Genomic DNA, 21,441 nt, shown 5'->3' with positions numbered 1-21,441 from the left:
GGCATGATGCTGAGCGAACTGGCCCGGCTGGTCGGCGGGGAGTTGCACGGGGTGGACCGGCGTTTCGACGCCGTCGGCACCGACTCCCGGACACTGGGCGCCGGGACGCTGTTCGTCGCGCTCAGGGGACTCAATTTCGACGCCCATGAATTCCTTGCGACCGCGGCGGCGCGTGGCGCGGTCGCGGCACTGGTCGAGCGCGACGGCACCTCCGGACTGCCCGTCGTGCGCGTCGCGGATACCCGTTTGGCGCTGGGTCGCCTTGCCCACGCCTGGCGCGACCGTTTCGCCATCCCGCTGGTCGCGGTGACCGGAAGCAACGGCAAGACCACGGTCAAGGGGATGCTGGCCGCCATCCTGGCCGCACGGGGGAGCTGCCTCAGCACACGCGGCAACCTGAACAACGACATCGGTGTGCCGCTCACGCTGCTCAACCTGCGCAGCGGGAACCGCAGCGCGGTGATCGAGATGGGTGCCAACCACCCCGGCGATATCGGATACCTCACAGGGCTTGCGCGTCCCACGGTCGCACTGATCACCAACGCCGCGCCAGCGCATCTCGCGGGATTCGGCGACATCACGGGCGTGGCGCGCGCCAAGGGCGAAATCTTCTCCGGGCTGGTTCCGGACGGATTTGCCGTGATCAATGCCGACGACCCGCGCGAGGGCCTCTGGCGTGTCATGGCCGCGCCGCACCGCATCGTCAGCTTCGGTCTGCGTTACGCCGCCGACGTGACGGCGCGCGACCTGCACCTCAACACTGCCCTCGGCTGTTCCTTCACGCTGGCCACGCCGGCGGGCGAGGCGGCGGTCGAACTCGCCTTGTCCGGCCGCCACAATGTGATGAACGCCCTGGCCGCAGCCGCGGCGGCATACGCCGCCGGCGCGGGCATGGCGGATATCGTGCACGGCCTGGAGGCGATGCGCGCGGTCGACGGACGCCTCCAGCTCAAGCGCGGCATCGGCGGTGTGCGCGTCATCGATGACACCTATAATGCGAACCCCGGATCGGTGAAGGCGGCGCTGGAGGTGCTGGCGGTGAGCGGCGCCGGCGGGGAGATGATACTGGTGCTCGGCGATATGGGCGAACTCGGAAACGCCGGACAGGCCCTGCACGAACAGGTCGGCCGCCAGGCGCGCGCGATCGGCGTCACCCGCGTCTACGCAGTCGGCGAACTGGCGCGCACCGTCGCCGGAGCCTTCGGCAAGGGTGCCACTCATTTCCCGGATCAGAACGCCCTGCTCGCCACACTGCGCGCGGATCTTGCCGCCGTTGCGCAGGCCCCGGTCACGGTACTCGTCAAAGGTTCGCGCAGCATGCGGATGGAGCGCGTGGTGGATGCCATCGTTGACACTGAAGGCGCCGCTGCGGCGGGTGGCGGCCCCGGCGGTACCGCGCAGGCGCGGCAGATCGGGATGGGGGGCTGACATGCTGCTCTACCTGACCGACTACCTCACGCAGATCTACAGCGGCTTCGGCGTGTTCCGCTACCTCACACTGCGCTCGATACTGGGCATACTCACGGCGCTGCTGATCTCCTTCATGGTAGGTCCGGCGATCATCCGCAAGCTGGCCCACTATCAGATTGGCCAGATGGTGCGTACGGACGGACCGCAGACCCATCTCAGCAAGGCGGGCACCCCGACCATGGGCGGGGCGATGCTGCTGGTGGCTATAGGAATCAGCACGCTGCTGTGGGGCGACCTGTCGAACCGCCATGTCTGGCTGGTGCTGGGCGTGACCCTGCTGTTCGGCCTCGTCGGTGGCGTGGATGACTATAAAAAGCTCATCCTCAAGAACTCGAAAGGATTGTCCGCGCGCCAGAAGTTCCTCTGGCAGTCGCTGATCGGGATCGCGGCGGCGGCATACCTCTTCAACAGCGCGGTGTCGCCGATCGAGACGCGTTTCATCGTGCCGTTTTTCAAGGATGTCTCCCTCGACCTGGGCTGGTGGTTCATTCCACTGTCCTATTTTGTCATCGTCGGCACCAGCAATGCGGTCAACCTGACCGACGGACTCGACGGTCTTGCCATCCTGCCGGCGGTGATGGTCGCGGGGGCGCTCGGTATCATCGCCTACGCCACCGGGCACGCGCGCTTTTCCGAGTATCTCGGGATCCCTTATGTCCCCGGTGCGGGCGAGATGGTGGTGTTCTGCGGCGCGATCGTCGGCGCCGGGCTCGGTTTTCTCTGGTTCAACACCCACCCGGCACAGGTGTTCATGGGCGACATCGGGGCCCTGGCGCTGGGTGCGGCGCTCGGCATCCTCGCCGTCGTCGTGCGCCAGGAGGTGGTGCTGATGATCATGGGCGGGGTGTTCGTGGTAGAGACGCTGTCGGTCATCATGCAGGTGGCGTCCTACAAACTGACCGGGCGGCGCATCTTCCGCATGGCGCCGCTGCACCACCATTTCGAACTGAAGGGCTGGCCGGAGCCGCGCGTGATCGTGCGCTTCTGGATCATCACCGTGATCCTGGTATTGATCGGACTCGCCAGCCTGAAGATACGCTGATGAATGCAGAGCCCGGCATCGACAGCTTCACCGCCATGACGCGCGCCGATCCGACGTGGCGCCGCGAGATGCGCACGCGCCTTGGCTTCGACGGCATGACCCTCGTGGTCGGGCTCGGGGTCACGGGCCTGTCGTGCGCGCGCATCCTGCGCGACCTGGGCCTGCCGGTCGAGATCACCGACAGCCGGGCTGAGCCGCCCGGCCTGGAGGCTGCGCGGCGTGAGCTCGCGGAAGTGCCGCTGCATCTGGACGGCTTCTCCGTGCCGGCGCTGGAACACTGCGCGCGCATTCTGCTCAGTCCCGGCGTTGCATCCGATGAACCGTATGTGCTGCACGCGCGTGAGCGCGGCGTGCCGATTCTGGGCGACATCGAGCTGTTCGCGCGGTGCACGGACGCGCCGGTGGCGGCCATTACCGGTTCCAACGGCAAGAGCACGGTGACCGCGCTGCTGGGCGCGATGGCGCAGGCGGACGGCCGCGTCGTGCGTGTGGGCGGCAACATCGGCACGCCGGCGCTGGACTTGCTGCAGGTGGTGCCGCCGGAACTCTACGTGCTGGAGCTTTCGAGCTTCCAGCTGGAGACCACGGCGAGCCTGAATGCGCGCGCCGCCGTGATCCTTAATCTGAGCCCGGATCATCTCGACCGCTATCCCGATATGCAGGCCTACCTGGAAGCCAAGCTGCGTGTTTATGCCGGCGACGGTGCCGTGGTTGTGAACCGCGACGACCCCAGTCTGTGCGCATGCGTACCGGAGCAGCGCAGCGTGGTGAGTTTCGGCGCCGGCATTCCCGCGGCAGGGGATTACGGCCTGGTTGTCGCTGCCGGGCAGACCTGGCTGGCGCACGGGGATGAGCGGATGATCGCCGTGGACGAGCTCGGACTGCGCGGCAGCCACAACGCGCTCAATGCGCTGGCCGCGCTCGCGCTCGGCGCGGCAGTCGGCCTGACCCGCACCGGCACGCTTGCCGCACTGCGCGCATTTACCGGCCTGCCGCACCGCATGCAGATGGTCGGCGAGCGGCGCGGCGTGCGCTGGTTCAACGACTCCAAGGGGACCAACGTCGGAGCCACGCTGGCGGCGCTGGGCGGGCTGCCCGGGCGGGTGGTGCTGATCGCCGGCGGGCTCGGCAAGGGACAGGATTTTTCGCCGCTGCGCGATCTGGCCGCCGCAAAGGCGCGCGCCGTCGTGCTGATCGGGCGCGACGCGCCGCTGATCGAGGCGGCACTGCACAACGTCGCCTCGATTCATTATGCCGGCGACATGCGCGAGGCAGTCGCGCGCGCCGCCGCCCTTGCACGCGCGGGCGACAGCGTGCTGTTGTCGCCCGCCTGCGCGAGTTTCGATATGTTCAAGGGTTACGAGGATCGCGGCCGGCGCTTCGTTGCAGCCTTCGAGGAGTTGACGCCATGATCGCGCGCCTGCTGATGCGGGGGAAGCGCGCCGCGAGTGACGGCGAGCCGCTGGGCGTCGATCTGGGGCTGGCGTACGCGGTGGCGATCGCGCTGGGTTTCGGCCTGGTGATGATGGCATCTGCCTCGTTCGGTGTCGCCGAGCGCGAGCTGGGGCAGCCGAGTTACTATCTGATGCACCAGCTCGCCTATATCGGCGTAAGCGTGCTGGCGGGCTATCTGGTCTTCGCTTCCCTGTCGCTGGACTTTCTCGAGCGGCACAGCGGTTTGCTCCTCATCGCAGCCATCGCGCTGCTGGTTGTGGTGTTGCTCCCCGGGATCGGCAAAGAGGTGAACGGCAGCACCCGCTGGCTGTCGCTCGGCTTCGCCAGGGTGCAGCCATCGGAGTTTGCCAAACTCTTCACGATCATCTATCTGGCCGGTTATCTGGTGCGTCGCGGCGATGAGGTGCGCAGCGCGGTGCGCGGCTTCATCAAGCCGATGGCGGTGCTCGCGCTGCTATGCGTGCTGTTGCTGGCGGAGCCGGATTTCGGGGCGGCAGCGGTGCTCATGGGTACCGCGATGGGGATGATGTTCCTGGGCGGGGTGCGCATCTGGCAGTTCGGCGTGCTGCTGGTGTTCGTGCTGCTGGCGCTCGCGGGCCTGGCGATCTCCTCGCCGTACCGCATGGCGCGGGTGACCGCCTTCCTCAATCCCTGGGCCGATCCCTTCGCCAGCGGTTTCCAGCTGACGCAGGCCCTGATCGCGTTCGGGCGCGGAGAATGGTTCGGCGTCGGCCTGGGCGGGTCCATACAGAAACTTTTCTACCTGCCGGAGGCGCACACCGACTTCCTGTTCGCAGTCATCGCCGAGGAGCTCGGTCTCGCCGGCTCGATTGCGGTGATCGCGCTGTTCACCTTCATCGTGGCGAAGAGCTTCATGATCGCGCGCCGCGCCGAGACCGCCGGCAGGCCTTTCGCCGCCTATCTGGCCCACGGGCTCGGGCTGTGGTTCGGGCTGCAGGCCTATACCAACATCGCGGTCAACATGGGGCTCCTGCCCACCAAGGGTCTGACGCTCCCGCTCATGAGTTACGGCGGCAGCAGCATGCTGGCGGCGTGCATGGCCATGGGTTTGTTGCTGCGGGTCGACCATGAATCGCGCCGCGCCCTGCAGCGCCATATGGGGACGTATTGACGTGGCGGCGCGCATCCTGATCATGGCGGGCGGCACCGGGGGCCATGTTTTCCCCGCGCTCGCCGTGGCGCGCGAGCTGCGCGCCGAAGGCGCCGAGGTGCTGTGGCTCGGCACGCACGTCGGTCTCGAGGCGGAGATCGTGCCCCGGGCGGGATTCATCCTTGCGACGATCGCCATCGGCGGACTTCGCGGAAAGGGTGCGCTGCAATGGCTGTTGCTGCCTTTCCGGCTCGTGCGGGCGATGCTGCAGGCCTTGCGGATCCTCCTGCAGTTCCGGCCCATGGCGGTGCTCGGGATGGGCGGTTTCGCGGCCGGACCCGGTGGCCTGATGACCTGGTTGTTGCGCAAACCCCTGCTGGTGCACGAGCAGAATGCCGTCGCCGGGCTGACCAATCGCTGGCTGGCCGCGCTCGCCAGCCGCTGTATGGTCGCGTTTCCCGGAGCGCTGCCGGCGCGGCGGCATCCGCTGCTGATCGGCAACCCTGTGCGTCGCGAGATTGCCGCCCTGCCCGAGCCGGCGGAGCGATTCCACGGCCGCGTGGGTCCATTGCGGCTGCTCGTCCTCGGCGGCAGCCAGGGCGCCCGGGCCCTGAACGACAGCCTACCGCATGTGGTTGCGGCGCTGCCCGCGGCGGAGCGCCCGCAGGTACGGCATCAGAGCGGCCGGATGCAGGATGCCGAGGTCGGGCAGCGTTACGCCGCGCTTGGAGCGGTGGCCGAGGTGGTGCCGTTTATTGACGACATGGCGGCGGCCTACGCATGGGCGGATCTGGTGGTATGCCGCGCCGGGGCGCTGACCATCGCCGAGCTGACTGCCGCCGGCATCGGCGCGATCCTGGTGCCGTTTCCCCACGCGGCGGACGATCACCAGACGCGCAACGCCGCCTATCTGGTCGATGCAGGCGCGGGAATCCTGCTGGCGCAGGACGATCGCTTGTCGGAACGCCTGCTCGATCTGCTGGGCGGCTTCTGCCGCGGCGCCGCCGGTTACTCCGGGCGCGACAGAATCCTCCAGATGGCTCAGGCTGCGCGGCGGCTGGCGCAGCCGGAATCTGCGCGCCAGGTGGCGCGCCTGTGTCTGGAGGCCGCCCGTGGTTGAGCATGAGAAAGATGCCGTGCCGGCGGCGCGGGCAGCGGGAGTCCCGGCGGCGGTGCGTATGGGCAGGGTGCGCCGCATTCACTTCGTCGGCGTCGGCGGCTCCGGCATGAACGGCATCGCAGAGGTACTGCACAATCTCGGCTATGAGGTCACCGGTTCAGACATGTCCGACACTGCCGCCACCCGCCGCCTGCGCCAGTGTGGCATCCGGGTTGCGTGCGGGCACGACGCCGGTCTGATCGAAGGCTGCGACGTGGTGGTCAGGTCAAGCGCCGTCGGTGACGACAATCCGGAGATCGTCGCGGCACAGGAACGCCGCATACCGATTGTGCCGCGCGCCGCCATGCTCGCCGAACTGATGCGCTTCCGCTACGGCGTGGCGGTGGCCGGTACTCACGGCAAGACTACCGTGACCAGTCTTATCGCCAGCCTGCTGGCAGAGGGCGGGCTCGATCCCACCTTCGTTATCGGCGGACGCCTCAATAGCGCCGGCGCGAACGCGCGCCTTGGCGGAAGCAATTATCTGGTCGCCGAGGCCGACGAAAGCGACGCCTCCTTCCTGCACCTGCAGCCGCTGCTGGCGGTGGTCACCAACATCGATGCCGATCATATGGAGACGTATCACGGTGATTTCGCGCAATTGCGCCAGGCCTTTATCGATTTTCTGCACAACCTGCCTTTCTACGGCCTGGCCGTGGTGTGCGTCGACGATCCGGTGATCTGCGCGATGCTGCCCGAGATCTCGCGCCCGCTTGTCACCTACGGCATGTCCGAGCAGGCGGATTTTCGTGCCAGCGGCGTCGTGTATGCCGGAGCGGCGTCCCGCTTTACAGTCACCCGTCCAGGCGTTCAGGCCGGCATCGAGGTGCGGCTGAATCTCGCCGGGCGCCACAATGTGCTGAATGCGCTCGCCGCGATGGCGGTGGCGCATGAGCTCGGCGTGCCTGATGAAGCCGTGCTGCGCGGGCTGCAGGGCTTTCAGGGCATCGGCCGGCGATTCCAGCTATACGGTGAGATCACGGCGCCGGGCGGTCGCATCATGATGATCGACGATTACGGCCATCACCCGCGCGAGATACAGGCGGTGATGCAGGCGATCCGCGCCGGCTGGCCGGGGCGGCGCCTGGTGCTGGTTTTCCAGCCGCACCGGTATACCCGCACGCGCGACCTGTTCGAGGACTTCAGCGCGGTGCTGTCGGAACCCGACGAGCTGCTCATGCTGGAGATCTACGCGGCGGGCGAGCAGCCCATCCCGGGTATCGACGCCCGCACGCTGTGCCGCGCGATCCGTGCGCGCGGGCGCCTCGAGCCGGTGTTCGTGCAGGATGGGGCTGAACTTGCCCGCGTGCTGCGGGCGACCCTGGTCGAAGGCGACATCCTGCTCGTCATGGGCGCGGGAGACATCGGTGCGCTCGCCGGGCGGCTGTCTGAACAGCTGAGCGCAGGGCGGCCGTCATGATGGCGCTCGACAGATCGTCGCAAGCGCTGCGCGGTATCCTGCGCCACGGCGAGCCGATGGCGCGGCACACCTCGTGGCGTGTGGGCGGGCCGGCCCAACACTATTTCGAGCCCGCGGATCTGGAGGATTTGACGGTCTATCTGGGCACTCTTGCGCCGGACGAGCCCGTGCTGTGGGTCGGTCTCGGAAGTAACCTGCTGGTGCGCGACGGCGGGATCCGGGGCAGCGTCATCGTGACCAACGGCGTGCTCGATGCAATCACGCACGTATCCGACACTGCAATCCAGGCCGGCGCCGGCGCGCCCTGCGCCAAGGTCGCGCGCTTTTGCGCCAATGCGTGCCTAGCCGGGGCCGAGTTTCTGGTCGGGATCCCCGGAACCATGGGCGGCGCACTCGCGATGAACGCGGGCGCCTTCGGCGGCGAAACCTGGCGCCTGGTGACGGCGGTCGACACCATAGATCGCCGCGGCAGGCTCACACGGCACCTGCCGGACGAGTACGAAATCGGCTACCGCAGCGTGCGCGGCCCCGCCGGCGAATGGTTCATCGCAGCACAATTGCAGCTCCAGCCCGGTGATGCCGGGCAGGCGCGCGCGCGCATCAAGGAGCTGCTCGCACGCCGCACCGACCTGCAGCCGACGGGGCAGCCGAGCTGCGGCTCGGTGTTCCGCAATCCGCCCGGCGATTACGCCGGACGGTTGATCGAGGCCTGCGGTCTCAAAGGCGCGCGTATCGGCGGTGCGGAGGTGTCGCACAAGCATGCAAACTTCATCGTCAACGATGGCGGAGCCTCCGCCGCCGACATCGAGGCCCTGATCCTGCGCGTGCGTGAAACCGTTGAACGCCTGCAGGGTGTGCGGTTGATACCGGAGGTGCGCATCGTCGGGGAGCCCGATCCGGAGGCGGGGGATGGCCATGGTTGAGCATATGGGTGCCGCCAGGGTGAGCGATCCGGCCGCGTTCGGCAAGGTTTGCGTGCTGATGGGCGGGTGGTCGGCGGAGCGCGAGGTGTCGCTGTGGAGCGGCAAGGCCGTGCTCGGGGCGCTGCGCGAACGCGGCGTCGATGCCCACGAGGTGGATCCCGACCGCGAGCGCCTGTTCGGGCTGCGTCGCGAAGGCTTTGACCGCGCATTCAACGTTATGCACGGAACTGTCGGCGAGGATGGCACCCTGCAGGCGGTGCTCGATCTTATCGGCCTGCACTACACCGGCAGCGGCATGCTCGCATCGGCGCTGGCGATGGACAAGCTGCGCTCGAAGCGCATGTGGCAGTCGGAGGGGTTGCCCACGCCGGATTACTTTCTCGTGGAATCGGTCGATGAGGCATACGCGGCTGCGGACAGCCTCGGCTATCCGTTCATCATCAAGCCGTCGGAAGAGGGCTCCAGCGTCGGTGTTACGAAGGTGAAGAGCGCCGACCAGATCGATGCGGCCTTCCTGCTCGCGCGCGGCGACACGGCACGCGTCGTGATGGCCGAGAAGTTCATCTCCTGCGGTGCGGGTAATCCCGAGTTCACCTGCGCCGTCCTGGGCAAGCGCGCGCTGCCGACGATCCGCATCGAACCCGACGGCGAATTCTATGACTATCGCGCCAAATACATCTCCAATGATACGCGCTACCTCTGTCCGAGCGGCCTGCCCGATTCACTGGAGGTGCGTGTCAGGGAGCTTTGCCTGCAAGCCTTCGAACTGCTGGGCGCGCGCGGCTGGGGCCGCATTGACTTCCTCATGGACGAGCGTAACGAGCCGTGGCTGATCGAGGCGAATCTGGTGCCCGGGATGACCTCACATTCGCTGATGCCGATGGCCGCGCGCGCCGTGGGTATCAGCTTCAACGACCTGGTATGGCGCATTTTGGAAGAGACACTCGATCCTCGCGGAGACACCGGGGTGGTGGTGTCATGAGCAGCCGCGGGCGGCAACGTGCGCGGACATGGGGCGCCGTATGGCGTCATCGCCACGTGCGCCGGGGACTGGCGGGGCTCGTAGTGCTCGCGGTGGTCTTCACGGCCCATAGCCTGTGGGAAAGAGTGGCCCGGATGGAGCGCACCAGTTTCCCCTTCAAGGTGTTGCGGGTGGAGGGAACGTTCGCGCATGTAAACGCGCCGGAGTTGTCCGCGATCGTCGCGCCGTACGCGGCAGCGGGTTTCTTTGAGGCCGATGTGCGTGCGATCAAGCAGGCGCTGGAAGGGCTACCCTGGGTGGAGCGCGCCTCGGTGCGGCGTGTGTGGCCGGACGTGCTTCATGTGACCGTGACGGAGGAACAGGCGGTGGCGCGGTGGCATGACGGGGGTCTGGTCAATCCGGCCGGGCAGGTGTTTCATCCCGCGGAACTCGACGCGGAGGCGCGGAAACTGCCGATGCTGGAGGGACCGCCGCGTACCTCGGCGCTGGTCATGAACGCTTACCTGAGGATGGGTGACCAGCTTGCCCCGCGCGGAGTCGCCATCACGAGCCTGAGCATGGATGCGCGGCGCTCATGGCGACTGATGCTCGACAACGGCATGCGCCTGACGCTGGGCCGCAAGGACAGTGAGAAGCAGCTCGGGCGTTACGTGCGGTTTTATCCTGGCACGCTCGCGGAGCGCAGCGCCGAGGTGGAGGAAGTGGATCTGCGTTATTCCAACGGCTTTGCCGTGAAATGGCGCCTGTCCGGGAACGGCGCGGCCGGCAGGCCGGGCACGAAGAATACGGGAGACAAAGCGTAGATGCCAAAGAGAGACGGAAAAGATCTGATCGTGGGGCTGGATATAGGCACTTCGAAGGTCGTGGCGATCGTATGCGAGGTGACCGAAAACGACGAGATCGAGATCATCGGTATCGGGTCACATCCATCGCGCGGACTGAAGAAGGGCGTCGTGGTCAACATTGAATCCACTGTGCAGTCCATCCAGCGCGCAGTGGAGGAGGCCGAGTTGATGGCGGGTTGCGAGATCCATTCGGTGTACACCGGGATCGCCGGCAGTCACATCCGGAGCATCAACTCCCACGGCATCGTCGCGATCCGCGATGAGGAGGTCACGCCCGGCGATGTCGACCGCGTGATCGATGCTGCGCGCGCCGTCGCGATTCCCGCCGACCAGAAGATGCTGCACATCCTGCCGCAGGAATTCATCATCGACAACCAGGAAGGCATCATGGAGCCGGTCGGCATGTCCGGTGTCCGCCTGGAGGCGAAGGTGCACATCGTCACCGGCGCGGTCAGCGCGGCGCAGAACATCATCAAGTGCGTGCGCCGCTGCGGTCTCGAGGTCGACGACATCATCCTGGAGCAGCTCGCATCGAGTTATGCAGTGCTTACGGAGGACGAGAAGGGGCTGGGTGTGTGCCTGGTCGACATCGGCGGCGGCACCACCGACATCGCGGTCTTCACCGACGGATCGATCCGCCACACGGCGGTTATACCGATTGCCGGCGACCAGGTCACCAACGACATCGCGGTCGCGCTGCGCACGCCGACGCAGTACGCCGAGGACATCAAGATCAAGTACGGCTGCGCGCTTACCCAGCTGGCGAACCCGAACGAAACCATCGAGGTGCCCGGGGTCGGCGAACGCAAGCCGCGCCGCCTGGCGCGCCAGACGCTGGCCGAGGTGGTGGAGCCGCGTTACGACGAGCTGTTCACGCTGATCCAGGCGGAGCTGCGCCGTTCAGGCTTTGAAAGCCTGATCGCTTCCGGGGTGGTGTTAACCGGGGGCAGCGCGAAGATGGAGGGCGTGATCGAGCTGGCCGAGGAGGTGTTTCATATGCCGGTACGGCTTGGCTTGCCGCAGAAGGTGAGCGGTCTTGCCGACGTGGTGCGCAACCCGATCTACGCCACAGGCGTGGGACTGTTGCTGTACGGGCATCAGCAGCGTTACGGCAGGAAGGCCCCGGTGCGCATGAACAGCGGGGTCAAGGGGGTGTGGGGCAGGATGAAAGGCTGGTTTCAGGGCAATTTCTGAGTCAATGACGGATTTTATATATCAAAGAAGAGGAGGTAATAACAATGTTTGAACTGATGGATTCCTATAGTCAGAACGCCGTGATCAAAGTCATCGGCGTGGGCGGTGGCGGCGGCAACGCCGTCGAGCACATGGTGTCGGCGCAGATCGACGGTGTTGATTTCATCTGTGCGAATACCGACGCCCAGGCCTTGAAGGCCTCGTCCGCGCGCACCACGCTGCAGCTGGGGGCGGGTATCACCAAGGGGCTTGGCGCAGGAGCCAATCCCGACATCGGCAGGCAGGCCGCTCTGGAGGACCGCGAACGTATCATCGAGGTGTTGCAGGGGGCCGATATGGTCTTTATCACGGCGGGCATGGGCGGCGGCACCGGAACCGGCGGCGTGCCGGTGGTGGCGCAGACCGCGCGCGAGATGGGCATCCTCACGGTCGCCGTGGTGACCAAGCCGTTTTCATTCGAAGGACGCAAACGCGCCATGATCGCTGAGGAAGGAATCCGCCAGCTCAGCCAGTACGTGGATTCGCTGATCACGATTCCGAACGAGAAGCTGCTCTCGGTGCTGGGCAGGACGGTCACCCTGCTGGACGCATTCAAGGCTGCGAACAATGTGCTGCTCGGCGCTGTGCAGGGTATTGCGGACCTGATTACTCGCCCTGGCCTGATCAACGTCGACTTCGCCGACGTGCGCACCGTCATGTCCGAAATGGGCATGGCCATGATGGGCTCGGGCAGTCATCGCGGCGAGAACCGGGCGCGCGAGGCGGCTGAAGCAGCCATCGCCAGCCCTCTGCTGGAGGATATCGATCTGCAGGGCGCACGCGGCATCCTGGTGAACGTCACGGCCGGTCTGGACATTTCGATCGGAGAGTTCGAGGAGGTCGGCAACACCATCAAGGCGTTCGCATCGGAGAACGCGACCGTGGTGGTGGGTACCGTCATCGACCCCGAGATGGGCGATGAGCTCAGGGTAACCGTCGTTGCCACAGGACTCGGACTGCCGCAGGAACGGGTGCAGAAGCCGGAGGAAAATCACCTCAAGGTGGTGCCGCCGGTGCGCAAGGCGAGCGGCGAAGTTGATTATGCCCCGCTGGAGCGGCCGGCGTTCGCCCGCAACCGGACCCTCGACGAGGCGGCCACGCTCAAGGACGGCACGACCAATATGGACTATCTGGATATCCCGGCCTTCCTGCGGAGACAGGCCGATTGATGGGGGAGGGAAAGATCATATGTATACTATTAAGGAATCGACCGCTCTTGAAGTATTGACCTGTTGTTACAGGATGCTCAGGCGCGGTCGATAACCATTGCGGTTATTTCTAGGCAGGCGTATGGTGACGTGCTATAGTCGCCGCAATTTTGCGGGTGGGTACCCGCGGCAATATCAGGGACATGCTTGATGTTAAGACAGCGCACGTTGAAAAACGTCATCCGGGCTACGGGTGTCGGGCTGCATACCGGAAAAAAGATATTTCTCACGCTGCGGCCCGCGGCGGCGGATACCGGTATCATCTTCCGGCGGGTGGATCTCGATGAGCCCGTCGAGATTTCGGCGCGCGAGGAAAATGTCGGCGAAACAACTCTTTCCACGACCCTGGTGAAAGGAGATGTGCGCATCTCAACCGTTGAGCACCTGCTCTCCGCCTTCGCGGGATTGGGCATAGATAACGCCTATGTCGATCTCAGCGCACCCGAGGTGCCGATCATGGACGGCAGCGCCGGCCCGTTCGTGTTCCTGATCCAGTCGGCCGGTATCGAAGAACAGAACGCGCCCAAGCGCTTCATCCGGATCAAGCGCTCCGTACAGGTTGAGGACGGCGACAAATGGGCGAGGTTCGATCCCTTTGAAGGCTTCAAGGTTTCCTTCGCCATAGATTTCAACCACCCCGCCTTTCGCGGCCGCACCAAGGAAGCCTGCATCGATTTTTCGACCACCTCCTTTGTCAAGGAGATCAGCCGCGCGCGCACCTTCGGCTTCATGCGCGATTACGAACGCCTGCGCGAGATGAACCTCGTCCTGGGTGGAAGCCTGAGCAACGCCGTGGTGGTCGACGATTACCGGATTCTGAACGAAGACGGCTTGCGTTATGAGGACGAGTTCGTCAAACACAAGGTCCTGGACGCGATCGGTGATCTTTATCTGCTCGGTTATAGCCTGATCGGTGCCTTCAGCGGCTACAAATCGGGGCATGCCCTTAATAACATGCTTCTGCGCAGACTGATGGCCGAACAGGAAGCTTGGGAACTGGTGACGTTTTCGGGCGACCAGCCGGCGCCGATTTCGTACATGCAGCCGGTATCCGCGAGCTGACCGGGCTATTATCCGGCCGGCGATGATTCTGTAGCGGATTGTTTTTATTAACTAATCATGCTCTCGGCTTGCCAGCCGTAACAGCGCCTCCTTGAGCGGTGAGGGCGGTGTCGCGGCGGCGACGGCGAGCAGCAGTCGAGTTGCAGACGAGGGCATTCGCCGTCGTACCGGTTGGCGCGATGATTGCACTGTCTGCTGTGGTACAACCTTGACGCGGATCTCGCTAATCTGCCTGAAATCGGGCTGCTGACACAGATCAGCGAGCAACTGCGGGCAATAATAGCGTAGCTTGGACGCCCAGACGGCCGAGTCTGCATGCAGGATCAGGCTCTCCCGCACGATGCCACCGATCTGGCAGTGCGGTCCGAGTTGGGGCGGGAGCCTGTCTCGCAACAGGCGCGACATGCATTCCAGCCGTTTGCAGTGTTCTATTAGGTAACCGAGTTCTCCGCCGGCGCCGTTCAGCAAGGCAGCGCAGGATTTTCCGGATGGGCGCTGGTTGGTGTACGCAGCTTTCACAATGATGACCCCATGATTCCGCGTGGCGGGTAAGTGACCGGATTGAACCAATGAACATTATCGTATTTACGAGGCGCTCAGGAAAGCCGGCCAATTTCCAGCTGGACGGCTGGAGGCTGGCCGCCACCCTGGCCGCTGTTCTGGTGCTCATCCCCGTAGCCGCCGTACTCACCGGAGTGTATCTCGGCAAGTCCCGCGCTCACAGCGCGCTGATCCCGCAGGAGTGGGCGCAGGAACTGGTTCAGTATCGGGCGGAAATAAGCCGTGCCTCGGACCAGGCGCGCGACGAGGTGAACGCGCTGGCAACCCGTCTCGGCCATCTGCAGGCGCAGGCCGTGCGCATCAATGCACTGGGACAGCGCCTCGTGGAGGTCGCGAAGCTCGACAAGGCTGAATTCAATTTCGCCGCTCCGCCGGCGCAGGGTGGTCCGCAGGCGGAGGTGGAGTTGCTGCAGGAGATCGATACACCGAACTTCATGCAGTCCCTGGATCAGCTGGCGGCGGAGATGGACAGCCGCGAACAGCAGTTGCGCGTGCTGGAATCATTTTTCATGAACCGCAGTCTGGATGCTCAGATCCTTCCCACCGGGCGACCGATTCAGGGGGGCTGGATTTCATCCTACTTCGGCATGAGGACCGACCCCTTCACGGGCCGGCGCGAATACCACAAGGGAATCGATTTCGCCGGGAAAGAGGGTACGGAAATCCAGGCCGTCGCCGCCGGGCTGGTGACATGGTCGGCGGATCGCCATGGCTACGGCCAGATGGTGGAAATCAATCACGGCAACGGTTATATTACCCGCTACGCCCATAACAGGGCGAATGTGGTTAAGGTCGGGGACGTAGTTACCAAAGGGCAGCGCATCGCTTTGATGGGGTCGAGTGGACGCTCGACGGGTCCCCATGTCCATTTTGAAGTCCTCAAGAACGGCCGTGTGGTAGATCCCGCGAAATTCGTTTACGCGGCCAAGTAAGCCGCCGCGCTGCCGGCGGTGGGTGGCTTCCTTTTTTGATTTCCCGTCACCGCTAAATGGTAAGCAAGTTTCTCAGCAAAATCTTCGGTAGCCGCAACGAACGCCTGCTGAAACGCCTCCGCGCCGTTGTCGAGCGAATCAACCTTCAGGAAGATACGTTTGCCGCGTTGTCGGACGACGAGCTGCGCGCCAAGACGGATGAATTCCGCCGTCGTCTCTCTGACGGCGCAGCGTTAGATGACCTCCTGCCGGAGGCCTTCGCCGCAGTGCGGGAGGCCTCGAAGCGCGCACTCGGGATGCGCCATTTCGATGTTCAGCTGATCGGCGGTATGGTGCTCAACTCGGGCAAGATCGCCGAGATGCGCACCGGCGAGGGTAAAACCCTGGTTGCGACGTTGCCCGCCTATCTGAATGCGCTGCCCGCGAAGGGGGTGCATGTCGTCACGGTCAACGACTACCTGGCACGACGCGACTCCGACTGGATGGGGCGCGTATTCGGCTTTCTCGGCATGACCACCGGGGTGATCCATGCCGGGCAGTCGTCGCAAGAGAAGCGCGCGGCCTACGCCGCCGACATCACGTACGGCACCAACAATGAGTTCGGCTTCGACTACCTGCGCGACAACATGGCCTTCCGCCCTGCGGACAAGGTCCAGCGCGGTCTCAGCTACGCGATCGTCGACGAGGTGGATTCGATCCTCATTGACGAGGCGCGTACGCCGCTGATCATTTCCGGGCCCGTCGATGAGAGTTCTAATCTTTATGCCGAGATCAACAAGCTGATCCCCCAGCTGAAGCGGCAGGAGGCGGAGGGCGGACCGGGCGATTTCACGGTGGACGAGAAGGCCAGGCAGGTCTATCTGACCGAGGAAGGTCATCAGACGGTCGAAGACCTGATGCTGAAGACCGGTCTGCTGAAGGAGGGGGACAGCCTCTACAGTGCCGCCAATATCCGCCTGATGCATCACCTCAATGCGGCCTTGCGCGCGACTATACTGTACCACCGCGATGTGGAATACATCGTCAAGGACGGCGCCATCGTGATCGTGGACGAGTTCACCGGCCGCACCATGCCGGGACGGCGCTGGTCCGAGGGACTGCATCAGGCGATCGAGGCGAAGGAAGGCGTCCCGATCCAGAACGAAAACCAGACCCTCGCCTCGATCACCTTCCAGAATTATTTCCGCATGTACGGCAAGCTGTCGGGCATGACCGGCACCGCCGATACCGAAGCCTATGAGTTCCAGCAGATCTACGGACTGGAGGTCGTGGTAATCCCGACCCATCGGCAGATGATCCGCAAGGACATGGGCGATCTGGTCTATCTCACGACGGGCGAGAAGTACGATGCCATCATCAAAGACATCGCCGACTGCAATGAACGCGGTCAGCCGGTGCTCGTCGGCACCACTTCCATCGAGACATCGGAGTACCTGTCGAAGCTGCTGCGCAAGGGCGGCATCAAGCATGAAGTGCTGAACGCCAAACAGCATCAGCGCGAGGCCGAGATCGTAGCCCAGGCCGGCCGCCCGGGAGCGGTTACCATCGCCACCAACATGGCAGGCCGCGGCACGGACATCGTGCTGGGGGGCTCGCTGGAGGCGGTGCTGGCTGCGCTTCCGGAGGGAGCCGAGGCGGACAGACCGCGTCTGCGCGAGGAATGGCAGTTGCGCCACGACCAGGTCCTCACCGCAGGCGGCCTGCACATCATCGGCACGGAACGACACGAATCGCGCCGCATCGACAACCAGCTGCGCGGCCGTTCCGGACGTCAAGGCGATCCCGGCTCCAGCCGGTTCTACCTGTCGCTGCAGGACAACCTGATGCGCATCTTCGCCTCCGAGCGCGTCGCCGCGCTGATGCAGAAGCTCGGCATGCAGGAAGGCGAGGCGATCGAGCACCCGTGGGTGACCAAGGCGATCGAAGGCGCCCAGCGCAAGGTCGAAGGCCACAATTTCGACATCCGCAAGCAGCTGCTCGAGTACGACGACGTCGCGAACGACCAGCGCCGCGTGATCTATGAGCAGCGCAACGAGCTGATGGAGGTGGCGGACATCTCCGAGACCATCCATACCCTGCGCCGGGACGTGGTCAACGGTTTCATCGACGTCTACATTCCGCCGCAGAGCCTGGACGAGCTGTGGGACATTCCCGGTCTGGAAAAAGCCTTGGAGCAAGAGTACGGGCTGCATCTCCCCGTCGCCGCATGGCTGGCCGGGGACGACAGCCTGCACGAGGAGACCCTGCGCGAACGCATCCTCGGCGAGCTGGAACGCGCATACGCGGATAAGGAACAGATGGCGGGCGCGAAGGTCATGCGCGAGTTCGAGAAGGCAGTCATGCTGCAGGTGCTGGACAGCAACTGGAAGGACCACCTCGCCACCATGGACCATCTGCGCCAGGGTATCCACCTGCGCGGTTACGCGCAGAAGAATCCCAAGCAGGAATACAAACGCGAGGCCTTCGAGCTTTTCAGCGCCATGCTGGAGCGCATCAAACAGGAGGTGGTCACGATCCTGTCCCGCGTCCAGGTGCGCGCGGAGGAGGACGTGCAGGCAGTCGAGGAGCAGCGCCGCTCCCACGCCCGCATGCAATTCCAGCACGCCGAAGCGAGCGCGCTCGCGTCTGCGGGCGGTGACGGCGGTGGAGCAGCCACAGCCAGCGACCCTGTCGAGCCGGCTGTGCAACCCTTCGTGCGCCAGGGGCCCAAGCTCGGGCGCAATGACCCCTGCCCGTGCGGATCGGGCAAGAAATACAAGCAGTGCCACGGCCGGCTTGAGTGAAAGCCGGCACGCGCCGGTCGCCTCCGGATTCGCGCGCGCCGGCTTGAATATCCATCCCCTTTTCTCTATCGTCTGTTCTTCTCTTCGGCCGAGGCGACCCCGGTGACTCAACCATGGCTGTAGGCTTGTCCGGCGAATTGCCGCCGCTGTACGCAGTAGGCGGTATCCGTATAGGCACCACGGCGGCGGGTATTCGCAAAACCGGGCGGCGCGATCTCGTCGTGGTCGAGATCGCGCCGGGCACCGACTGCGCCGCGATATTTACGCGCAACGCCTTCTGTGCCGCGCCGGTGACCGTTGCGCGCGGCAACCTGGCGGGGCGCATGCCGCGGTATCTACTGATCAATACCGGAAATGCCAATGCCGGTACCGGCCCGGCAGGCCTGCGGGGTGCCGAGGAATGCTGTGCCGCACTTGCGGCGCAGGCCGGGTGCGATCCCGCCGAGGTGCTGCCGTTCTCCACCGGCGTGATCGGCGAGCCGTTGCCGGTCGACCGCATCATTCAGGGCCTGCCCGCCGCATTGGCGGCGTTGCGCGCGGACGGATGGGGGGACGCGGCCGCCGGCATCATGACCACGGACACCGTACCCAAGGGCGTGTCACGCCGCGTACAGCTCGGAGGACATGCCGTGACGGTTACAGGGATCGCCAAGGGTGCCGGCATGATCCATCCCGATATGGCCACCATGCTGGCCTTCGTTGCGACCGACGCCCGGGTGAACCCAGACTTGCTCCGTCGCTGCCTGCGGGCGGCGGCGGAGGAATCGTTCAACTCCATCACGGTCGACGGTGATACCTCCACCAACGACGCCTGCATCCTGCTTGCCACGGGGACGTCATCCGCCCCGGCGCTGTCCACGGAGGACGACGAGCGTTTCCCTGTGCTGCGCGAGGCGATTACAGAGGTGTGCGCGGGGCTTGCGCAGGCCATCGTGCGTGACGCGGAGGGCGCGACCAAATTCATAACTGTAGAAGTGGTCGAAGGCAGGGACCGGGAAGAATGCCGCGCCGTCGGGTACGCGGTGGCCCTCTCCCCCCTGGTGAAGACTGCGTTTTTCGCCAGCGATCCCAATTGGGGCCGCATTCTCGCCGCGGTGGGACGCAGCGGTCTTGCAGATTTCGACGTCGATGGTGTATCCATCTATCTGGACGAGGTCTGTATTGTGCGCGGCGGGGGGCGGGCGCCCGACTACACCGAGGAGCAGGGTCGCCAGGTCATGCAGGGTAGCGAGATCACGATACGGATCGCACTCGCGCGCGGCCACGCGCAGGCCCGAGTCTGGACCTGCGATTTTTCCTATGATTACGTGCGCATCAACGCGGAATATCGCACCTGATCAGTGAGATACACGAAATCCACGAAGTAACTGGGTGAAAGCAGTCACCCGCGCCCATATAATACTGTCAATCCACGGTGGATGCGGTGCCCGACGGCGGCGACCCCCTCCGTGATCAATAAACACTGGAGGCTTGTTTCCACATGATCGACGGGATTACGGATTTCTCTCTCTGGCTGTCGCTGCTGGCGGCACTGGTACTGACTCACGTCACGATCGCCGGAGTCACCATCTATCTGCACCGCCACCAGGCCCACCGCGCGCTGGAGCTGCACCCGGTCGTCAGCCATTTCTTCCGTTTCTGGCTGTGGCTGACCACCGGCATGGTGACCAAGGAATGGGTGGCCATCCACCGCAAACACCACGCCAAGTGCGAGACTGCGGAGGATCCGCACAGCCCGCAGGTGCGCGGCATCAAAAAAGTGCTGCTGGAGGGGGCTGAGCTGTACAAGGCCGAGTCGGCAAACCGCGAGACGCTGGACAAGTACGGGCATGGAACCCCGGCCGACTGGATCGAGCGCAGGCTCTACACTCCGCACAGCGCGCTCGGCATCGGCTTGATGCTTCTGATCGATCTGCTCCTGTTCGGTATTGCGGGCATTGCAGTATGGGGCATACAGATGCTGTGGATCCCGGTCTTCGCCGCAGGCATCATCAACGGCCTCGGGCACTGGTGGGGTTACCGCAACTATGAGGTGCCCGATGCATCGACCAATATCGTGCCCTGGGGCATCCTGATCGGCGGAGAGGAGCTGCACAACAACCACCACACCTTCGCCTCATCGGCGCGGCTGTCATCCAAATGGTGGGAGTTCGACATCGGCTGGCTGTACATACGCCTGCTGGGGCTGTTCCGTCTGGCTCGAGTGCGCAAGGTTGCGGCGCGGCCGCTGCTCGATCCGAGCAAATCAGCCGTGGACATGGACACCCTGGCCGCGATCATCAACAACCGGTTCCAGGTCATGTCGCGCTATGGGCGCGATGTGCTGAAGCGTGTACACCGTGATGAAATGCGCGGGGCCGCCGGCGCGGCGAGACCGTTGCTGCGGAAGGCTCGCCGCCTGCTGATGCGGGACGAAACGCTCATTGATGAACAGGCCCAGCGCCAGCTGGAGTCGATACTGAGTGACAGTCAGCGGCTGGAGACGGTATACCGTTTCAAGCAGCGTCTGCAGTCCCTGTGGCGCCGCTCTGCGGAGTCGAACGAGCACCTGTTGCACGCGCTGCAGGAGTGGTGCCGCCAGGCCGAGGCCTCGGGCATCCATGCCCTGCAGGATTTCGTTTGCGTGCTGCGCAGCTATTCGATGCGCCCCGTGCCGGCGTGATCGGTTCGGTCGCCGTGGACATAAAAAAACCCGCGGTGCGGGTTTTTTTATGTCCACGGCGCTGCGGCGCAGAGCTTATTTCAGCTTGGTTTCCTTGTAGACGACGTGCTTGCGCACGACCGGATCAAACTTCTTGATCTCCATCTTGTCCGGCATGGTGCGCTTGTTCTTGGTCGTGGTGTAGAAGTGCCCGGTGCCGGCCGAGGACGCTAGCTTGATCTTTTCACGCATGATTGTGCCCCTTATACCTTGACGCCGCGGCCGCGGATATCGGCGAGGACGTTATCAATACCCTGCTTGTCAATGATGCGCATGCCCTGGGTGCTGACACGCAGCTTGATCCAGCGCTGCTCGTTCTCGACCCAGAAACGGTGCGTCTGCAGGTTGGGCAGAAAGCGGCGCTTCGTCTTGTTGTTGGCGTGGGAAACGTTATTGCCGACGATTGGCCGCTTCCCGGTAATCTGACAAACCCTGGACATGACATCTCTCCCGATGAACGACGGAAACGGAGCTTTATATCAAATCGCCGCGCCGGCCACAAGTGTGTCGTCGGGGTTGTTTGGATATATCTTTCAGGATCATATGGTTATAAA

At 64.6% G+C, this 21,441-nt stretch carries 19 protein-coding genes; 16 read left to right on the top strand and 3 right to left on the bottom strand.

Annotated features, from left to right (window positions below; all coding sequences use genetic code 11):
• The first annotated feature begins 3 nt into the window (after window positions 1–3).
• From IPK65_02010 to IPK65_01955, 12 genes are all read left to right on the top strand, one after another.
• Window positions 4–1,428 (top strand): UDP-N-acetylmuramoyl-tripeptide--D-alanyl-D-alanine ligase, encoded by a 1,425-nt coding sequence (locus IPK65_02010; protein MBK8161953.1) that lies wholly within the window; start codon window positions 4–6, stop codon window positions 1,426–1,428.
• Between the two features lies 1 nt (window position 1,429).
• Window positions 1,430–2,512: a phospho-N-acetylmuramoyl-pentapeptide-transferase gene (locus tag IPK65_02005; protein ID MBK8161952.1), complete on the top strand. Its 1,083-nt coding sequence runs from the start codon at window positions 1,430–1,432 to the stop codon at window positions 2,510–2,512.
• Between the two features lie 68 nt (window positions 2,513–2,580).
• The gene (locus IPK65_02000) at window positions 2,581–3,924 is read left to right on the top strand and encodes a UDP-N-acetylmuramoyl-L-alanine--D-glutamate ligase (GenBank protein MBK8161951.1); all 1,344 of its coding nucleotides are present in this window, start codon (window positions 2,581–2,583) and stop codon (window positions 3,922–3,924) included.
• 14 nt (window positions 3,925–3,938) lie between these two features.
• Window positions 3,939–5,099 (top strand): putative lipid II flippase FtsW, encoded by a 1,161-nt coding sequence (gene ftsW / locus IPK65_01995; protein MBK8161950.1) that lies wholly within the window; start codon window positions 3,939–3,941, stop codon window positions 5,097–5,099.
• 1 nt (window position 5,100) lies between these two features.
• On the top strand, window positions 5,101–6,198 hold the full coding sequence (gene murG / locus IPK65_01990; protein MBK8161949.1) for an undecaprenyldiphospho-muramoylpentapeptide beta-N-acetylglucosaminyltransferase: 1,098 nt from the start codon (window positions 5,101–5,103) through the stop codon (window positions 6,196–6,198).
• A gap of 58 nt (window positions 6,199–6,256) precedes the next feature.
• Entirely contained in the window at window positions 6,257–7,657 is a 1,401-nt protein-coding gene (gene murC, locus IPK65_01985) for a UDP-N-acetylmuramate--L-alanine ligase (protein MBK8161948.1), read from the top strand.
• Window positions 7,654–8,580: a UDP-N-acetylmuramate dehydrogenase gene (murB, locus tag IPK65_01980; GenBank protein ID MBK8161947.1), complete on the top strand. Its 927-nt coding sequence runs from the start codon at window positions 7,654–7,656 to the stop codon at window positions 8,578–8,580. The genes murC and murB overlap by 4 nt, the downstream gene beginning before the upstream one ends.
• 4 nt (window positions 8,581–8,584) lie before the next feature.
• Window positions 8,585–9,562, top strand: coding sequence for a D-alanine--D-alanine ligase (locus tag IPK65_01975; GenBank protein MBK8161946.1), 978 nt, complete (start codon window positions 8,585–8,587; stop codon window positions 9,560–9,562).
• The gene (locus tag IPK65_01970; protein ID MBK8161945.1) at window positions 9,559–10,365 is read left to right on the top strand and encodes a cell division protein FtsQ/DivIB; all 807 of its coding nucleotides are present in this window, start codon (window positions 9,559–9,561) and stop codon (window positions 10,363–10,365) included. The genes IPK65_01975 and IPK65_01970 overlap by 4 nt, the downstream gene beginning before the upstream one ends.
• Entirely contained in the window at window positions 10,366–11,601 is a 1,236-nt protein-coding gene (gene ftsA, locus IPK65_01965; protein ID MBK8161944.1) for a cell division protein FtsA, read from the top strand.
• 44 nt (window positions 11,602–11,645) lie between these two features.
• Window positions 11,646–12,809 carry a cell division protein FtsZ gene (ftsZ, locus tag IPK65_01960; GenBank protein ID MBK8161943.1) on the top strand — a complete coding sequence of 388 codons (1,164 nt, stop codon included), beginning with the start codon at window positions 11,646–11,648 and terminating at the stop codon, window positions 12,807–12,809.
• 189 nt (window positions 12,810–12,998) lie between these two features.
• A complete protein-coding gene (locus IPK65_01955) occupies window positions 12,999–13,910 on the top strand; it encodes a UDP-3-O-acyl-N-acetylglucosamine deacetylase (GenBank protein ID MBK8161942.1) in 912 nt (303 codons plus the stop codon).
• A 51-nt stretch (window positions 13,911–13,961) separates the two neighbouring features.
• Here the strand turns inward: IPK65_01955 and IPK65_01950 are convergent, their stop codons facing one another.
• Window positions 13,962–14,429, bottom strand: a complete 468-nt coding sequence (locus IPK65_01950) for a DUF721 domain-containing protein (protein MBK8161941.1) — start codon at window positions 14,427–14,429, stop codon at window positions 13,962–13,964.
• Between the two features lie 50 nt (window positions 14,430–14,479).
• Here IPK65_01950 and IPK65_01945 point away from each other — a divergent pair, with 50 nt between their 5' ends.
• From IPK65_01945 to IPK65_01930, 4 genes are all read left to right on the top strand, one after another.
• Complete coding sequence (locus IPK65_01945; GenBank protein MBK8161940.1) at window positions 14,480–15,403, top strand: M23 family metallopeptidase; 924 nt, start codon at window positions 14,480–14,482, stop codon at window positions 15,401–15,403.
• Window positions 15,404–15,459: 56 nt separating this feature from the next.
• Complete coding sequence (gene secA, locus IPK65_01940; GenBank protein ID MBK8161939.1) at window positions 15,460–18,186, top strand: preprotein translocase subunit SecA; 2,727 nt, start codon at window positions 15,460–15,462, stop codon at window positions 18,184–18,186.
• A 113-nt stretch (window positions 18,187–18,299) separates the two neighbouring features.
• Window positions 18,300–19,523 carry a bifunctional glutamate N-acetyltransferase/amino-acid acetyltransferase ArgJ gene (gene argJ / locus IPK65_01935; GenBank protein ID MBK8161938.1) on the top strand — a complete coding sequence of 408 codons (1,224 nt, stop codon included), beginning with the start codon at window positions 18,300–18,302 and terminating at the stop codon, window positions 19,521–19,523.
• Between the two features lie 143 nt (window positions 19,524–19,666).
• A complete protein-coding gene (locus tag IPK65_01930; protein MBK8161937.1) occupies window positions 19,667–20,848 on the top strand; it encodes a transposase in 1,182 nt (393 codons plus the stop codon).
• A gap of 75 nt (window positions 20,849–20,923) precedes the next feature.
• Here the strand turns inward: IPK65_01930 and rpmG are convergent, their stop codons facing one another.
• Both rpmG and rpmB read right to left on the bottom strand, forming a co-directional pair.
• Complete coding sequence (gene rpmG, locus IPK65_01925; protein MBK8161936.1) at window positions 20,924–21,079, bottom strand: 50S ribosomal protein L33; 156 nt, start codon at window positions 21,077–21,079, stop codon at window positions 20,924–20,926.
• Window positions 21,080–21,090: 11 nt separating this feature from the next.
• Complete coding sequence (rpmB, locus tag IPK65_01920) at window positions 21,091–21,327, bottom strand: 50S ribosomal protein L28 (protein ID MBK8161935.1); 237 nt, start codon at window positions 21,325–21,327, stop codon at window positions 21,091–21,093.
• Window positions 21,328–21,441: the final 114 nt, after the last annotated feature.

This window comes from Gammaproteobacteria bacterium (genome assembly GCA_016712635.1).
GTDB lineage: Bacteria > Pseudomonadota > Gammaproteobacteria > SZUA-140 > SZUA-140 > JADJWH01.
This window is presented reverse-complemented; position numbering and strand designations above follow the sequence as displayed.

Excerpts from the sequence above, each read along its gene's own strand:
- IPK65_01955 (MBK8161942.1), top strand. The coding sequence starts at position 12,999 with ATGTTAAGACAGCGCACGTTGAAAAACGTCATCCGGGCTACGGGTGTC.
- IPK65_01970 (MBK8161945.1), top strand. The coding sequence starts at position 9,559 with ATGAGCAGCCGCGGGCGGCAACGTGCGCGGACATGGGGCGCCGTATGG.
- murC (MBK8161948.1), top strand. The coding sequence starts at position 6,257 with ATGGGCAGGGTGCGCCGCATTCACTTCGTCGGCGTCGGCGGCTCCGGC.
- argJ (MBK8161938.1), top strand. The coding sequence starts at position 18,300 with ATGGCTGTAGGCTTGTCCGGCGAATTGCCGCCGCTGTACGCAGTAGGC.
- IPK65_02000 (MBK8161951.1), top strand. The coding sequence starts at position 2,581 with ATGCGCACGCGCCTTGGCTTCGACGGCATGACCCTCGTGGTCGGGCTC.
- IPK65_01945 (MBK8161940.1), top strand. The coding sequence starts at position 14,480 with ATGAACATTATCGTATTTACGAGGCGCTCAGGAAAGCCGGCCAATTTC.
- IPK65_01930 (MBK8161937.1), top strand. The coding sequence starts at position 19,667 with ATGATCGACGGGATTACGGATTTCTCTCTCTGGCTGTCGCTGCTGGCG.
- rpmB (MBK8161935.1), bottom strand. The coding sequence starts at position 21,327 with ATGTCCAGGGTTTGTCAGATTACCGGGAAGCGGCCAATCGTCGGCAAT.
- IPK65_01975 (MBK8161946.1), top strand. The coding sequence starts at position 8,585 with ATGGGTGCCGCCAGGGTGAGCGATCCGGCCGCGTTCGGCAAGGTTTGC.
- ftsZ (MBK8161943.1), top strand. The coding sequence starts at position 11,646 with ATGTTTGAACTGATGGATTCCTATAGTCAGAACGCCGTGATCAAAGTC.
- rpmG (MBK8161936.1), bottom strand. The coding sequence starts at position 21,079 with ATGCGTGAAAAGATCAAGCTAGCGTCCTCGGCCGGCACCGGGCACTTC.
- ftsA (MBK8161944.1), top strand. The coding sequence starts at position 10,366 with ATGCCAAAGAGAGACGGAAAAGATCTGATCGTGGGGCTGGATATAGGC.
- IPK65_02010 (MBK8161953.1), top strand. The coding sequence starts at position 4 with ATGATGCTGAGCGAACTGGCCCGGCTGGTCGGCGGGGAGTTGCACGGG.
- secA (MBK8161939.1), top strand. The coding sequence starts at position 15,460 with ATGGTAAGCAAGTTTCTCAGCAAAATCTTCGGTAGCCGCAACGAACGC.
- IPK65_02005 (MBK8161952.1), top strand. The coding sequence starts at position 1,430 with ATGCTGCTCTACCTGACCGACTACCTCACGCAGATCTACAGCGGCTTC.
- murB (MBK8161947.1), top strand. The coding sequence starts at position 7,654 with ATGATGGCGCTCGACAGATCGTCGCAAGCGCTGCGCGGTATCCTGCGC.
- ftsW (MBK8161950.1), top strand. The coding sequence starts at position 3,939 with ATGCGGGGGAAGCGCGCCGCGAGTGACGGCGAGCCGCTGGGCGTCGAT.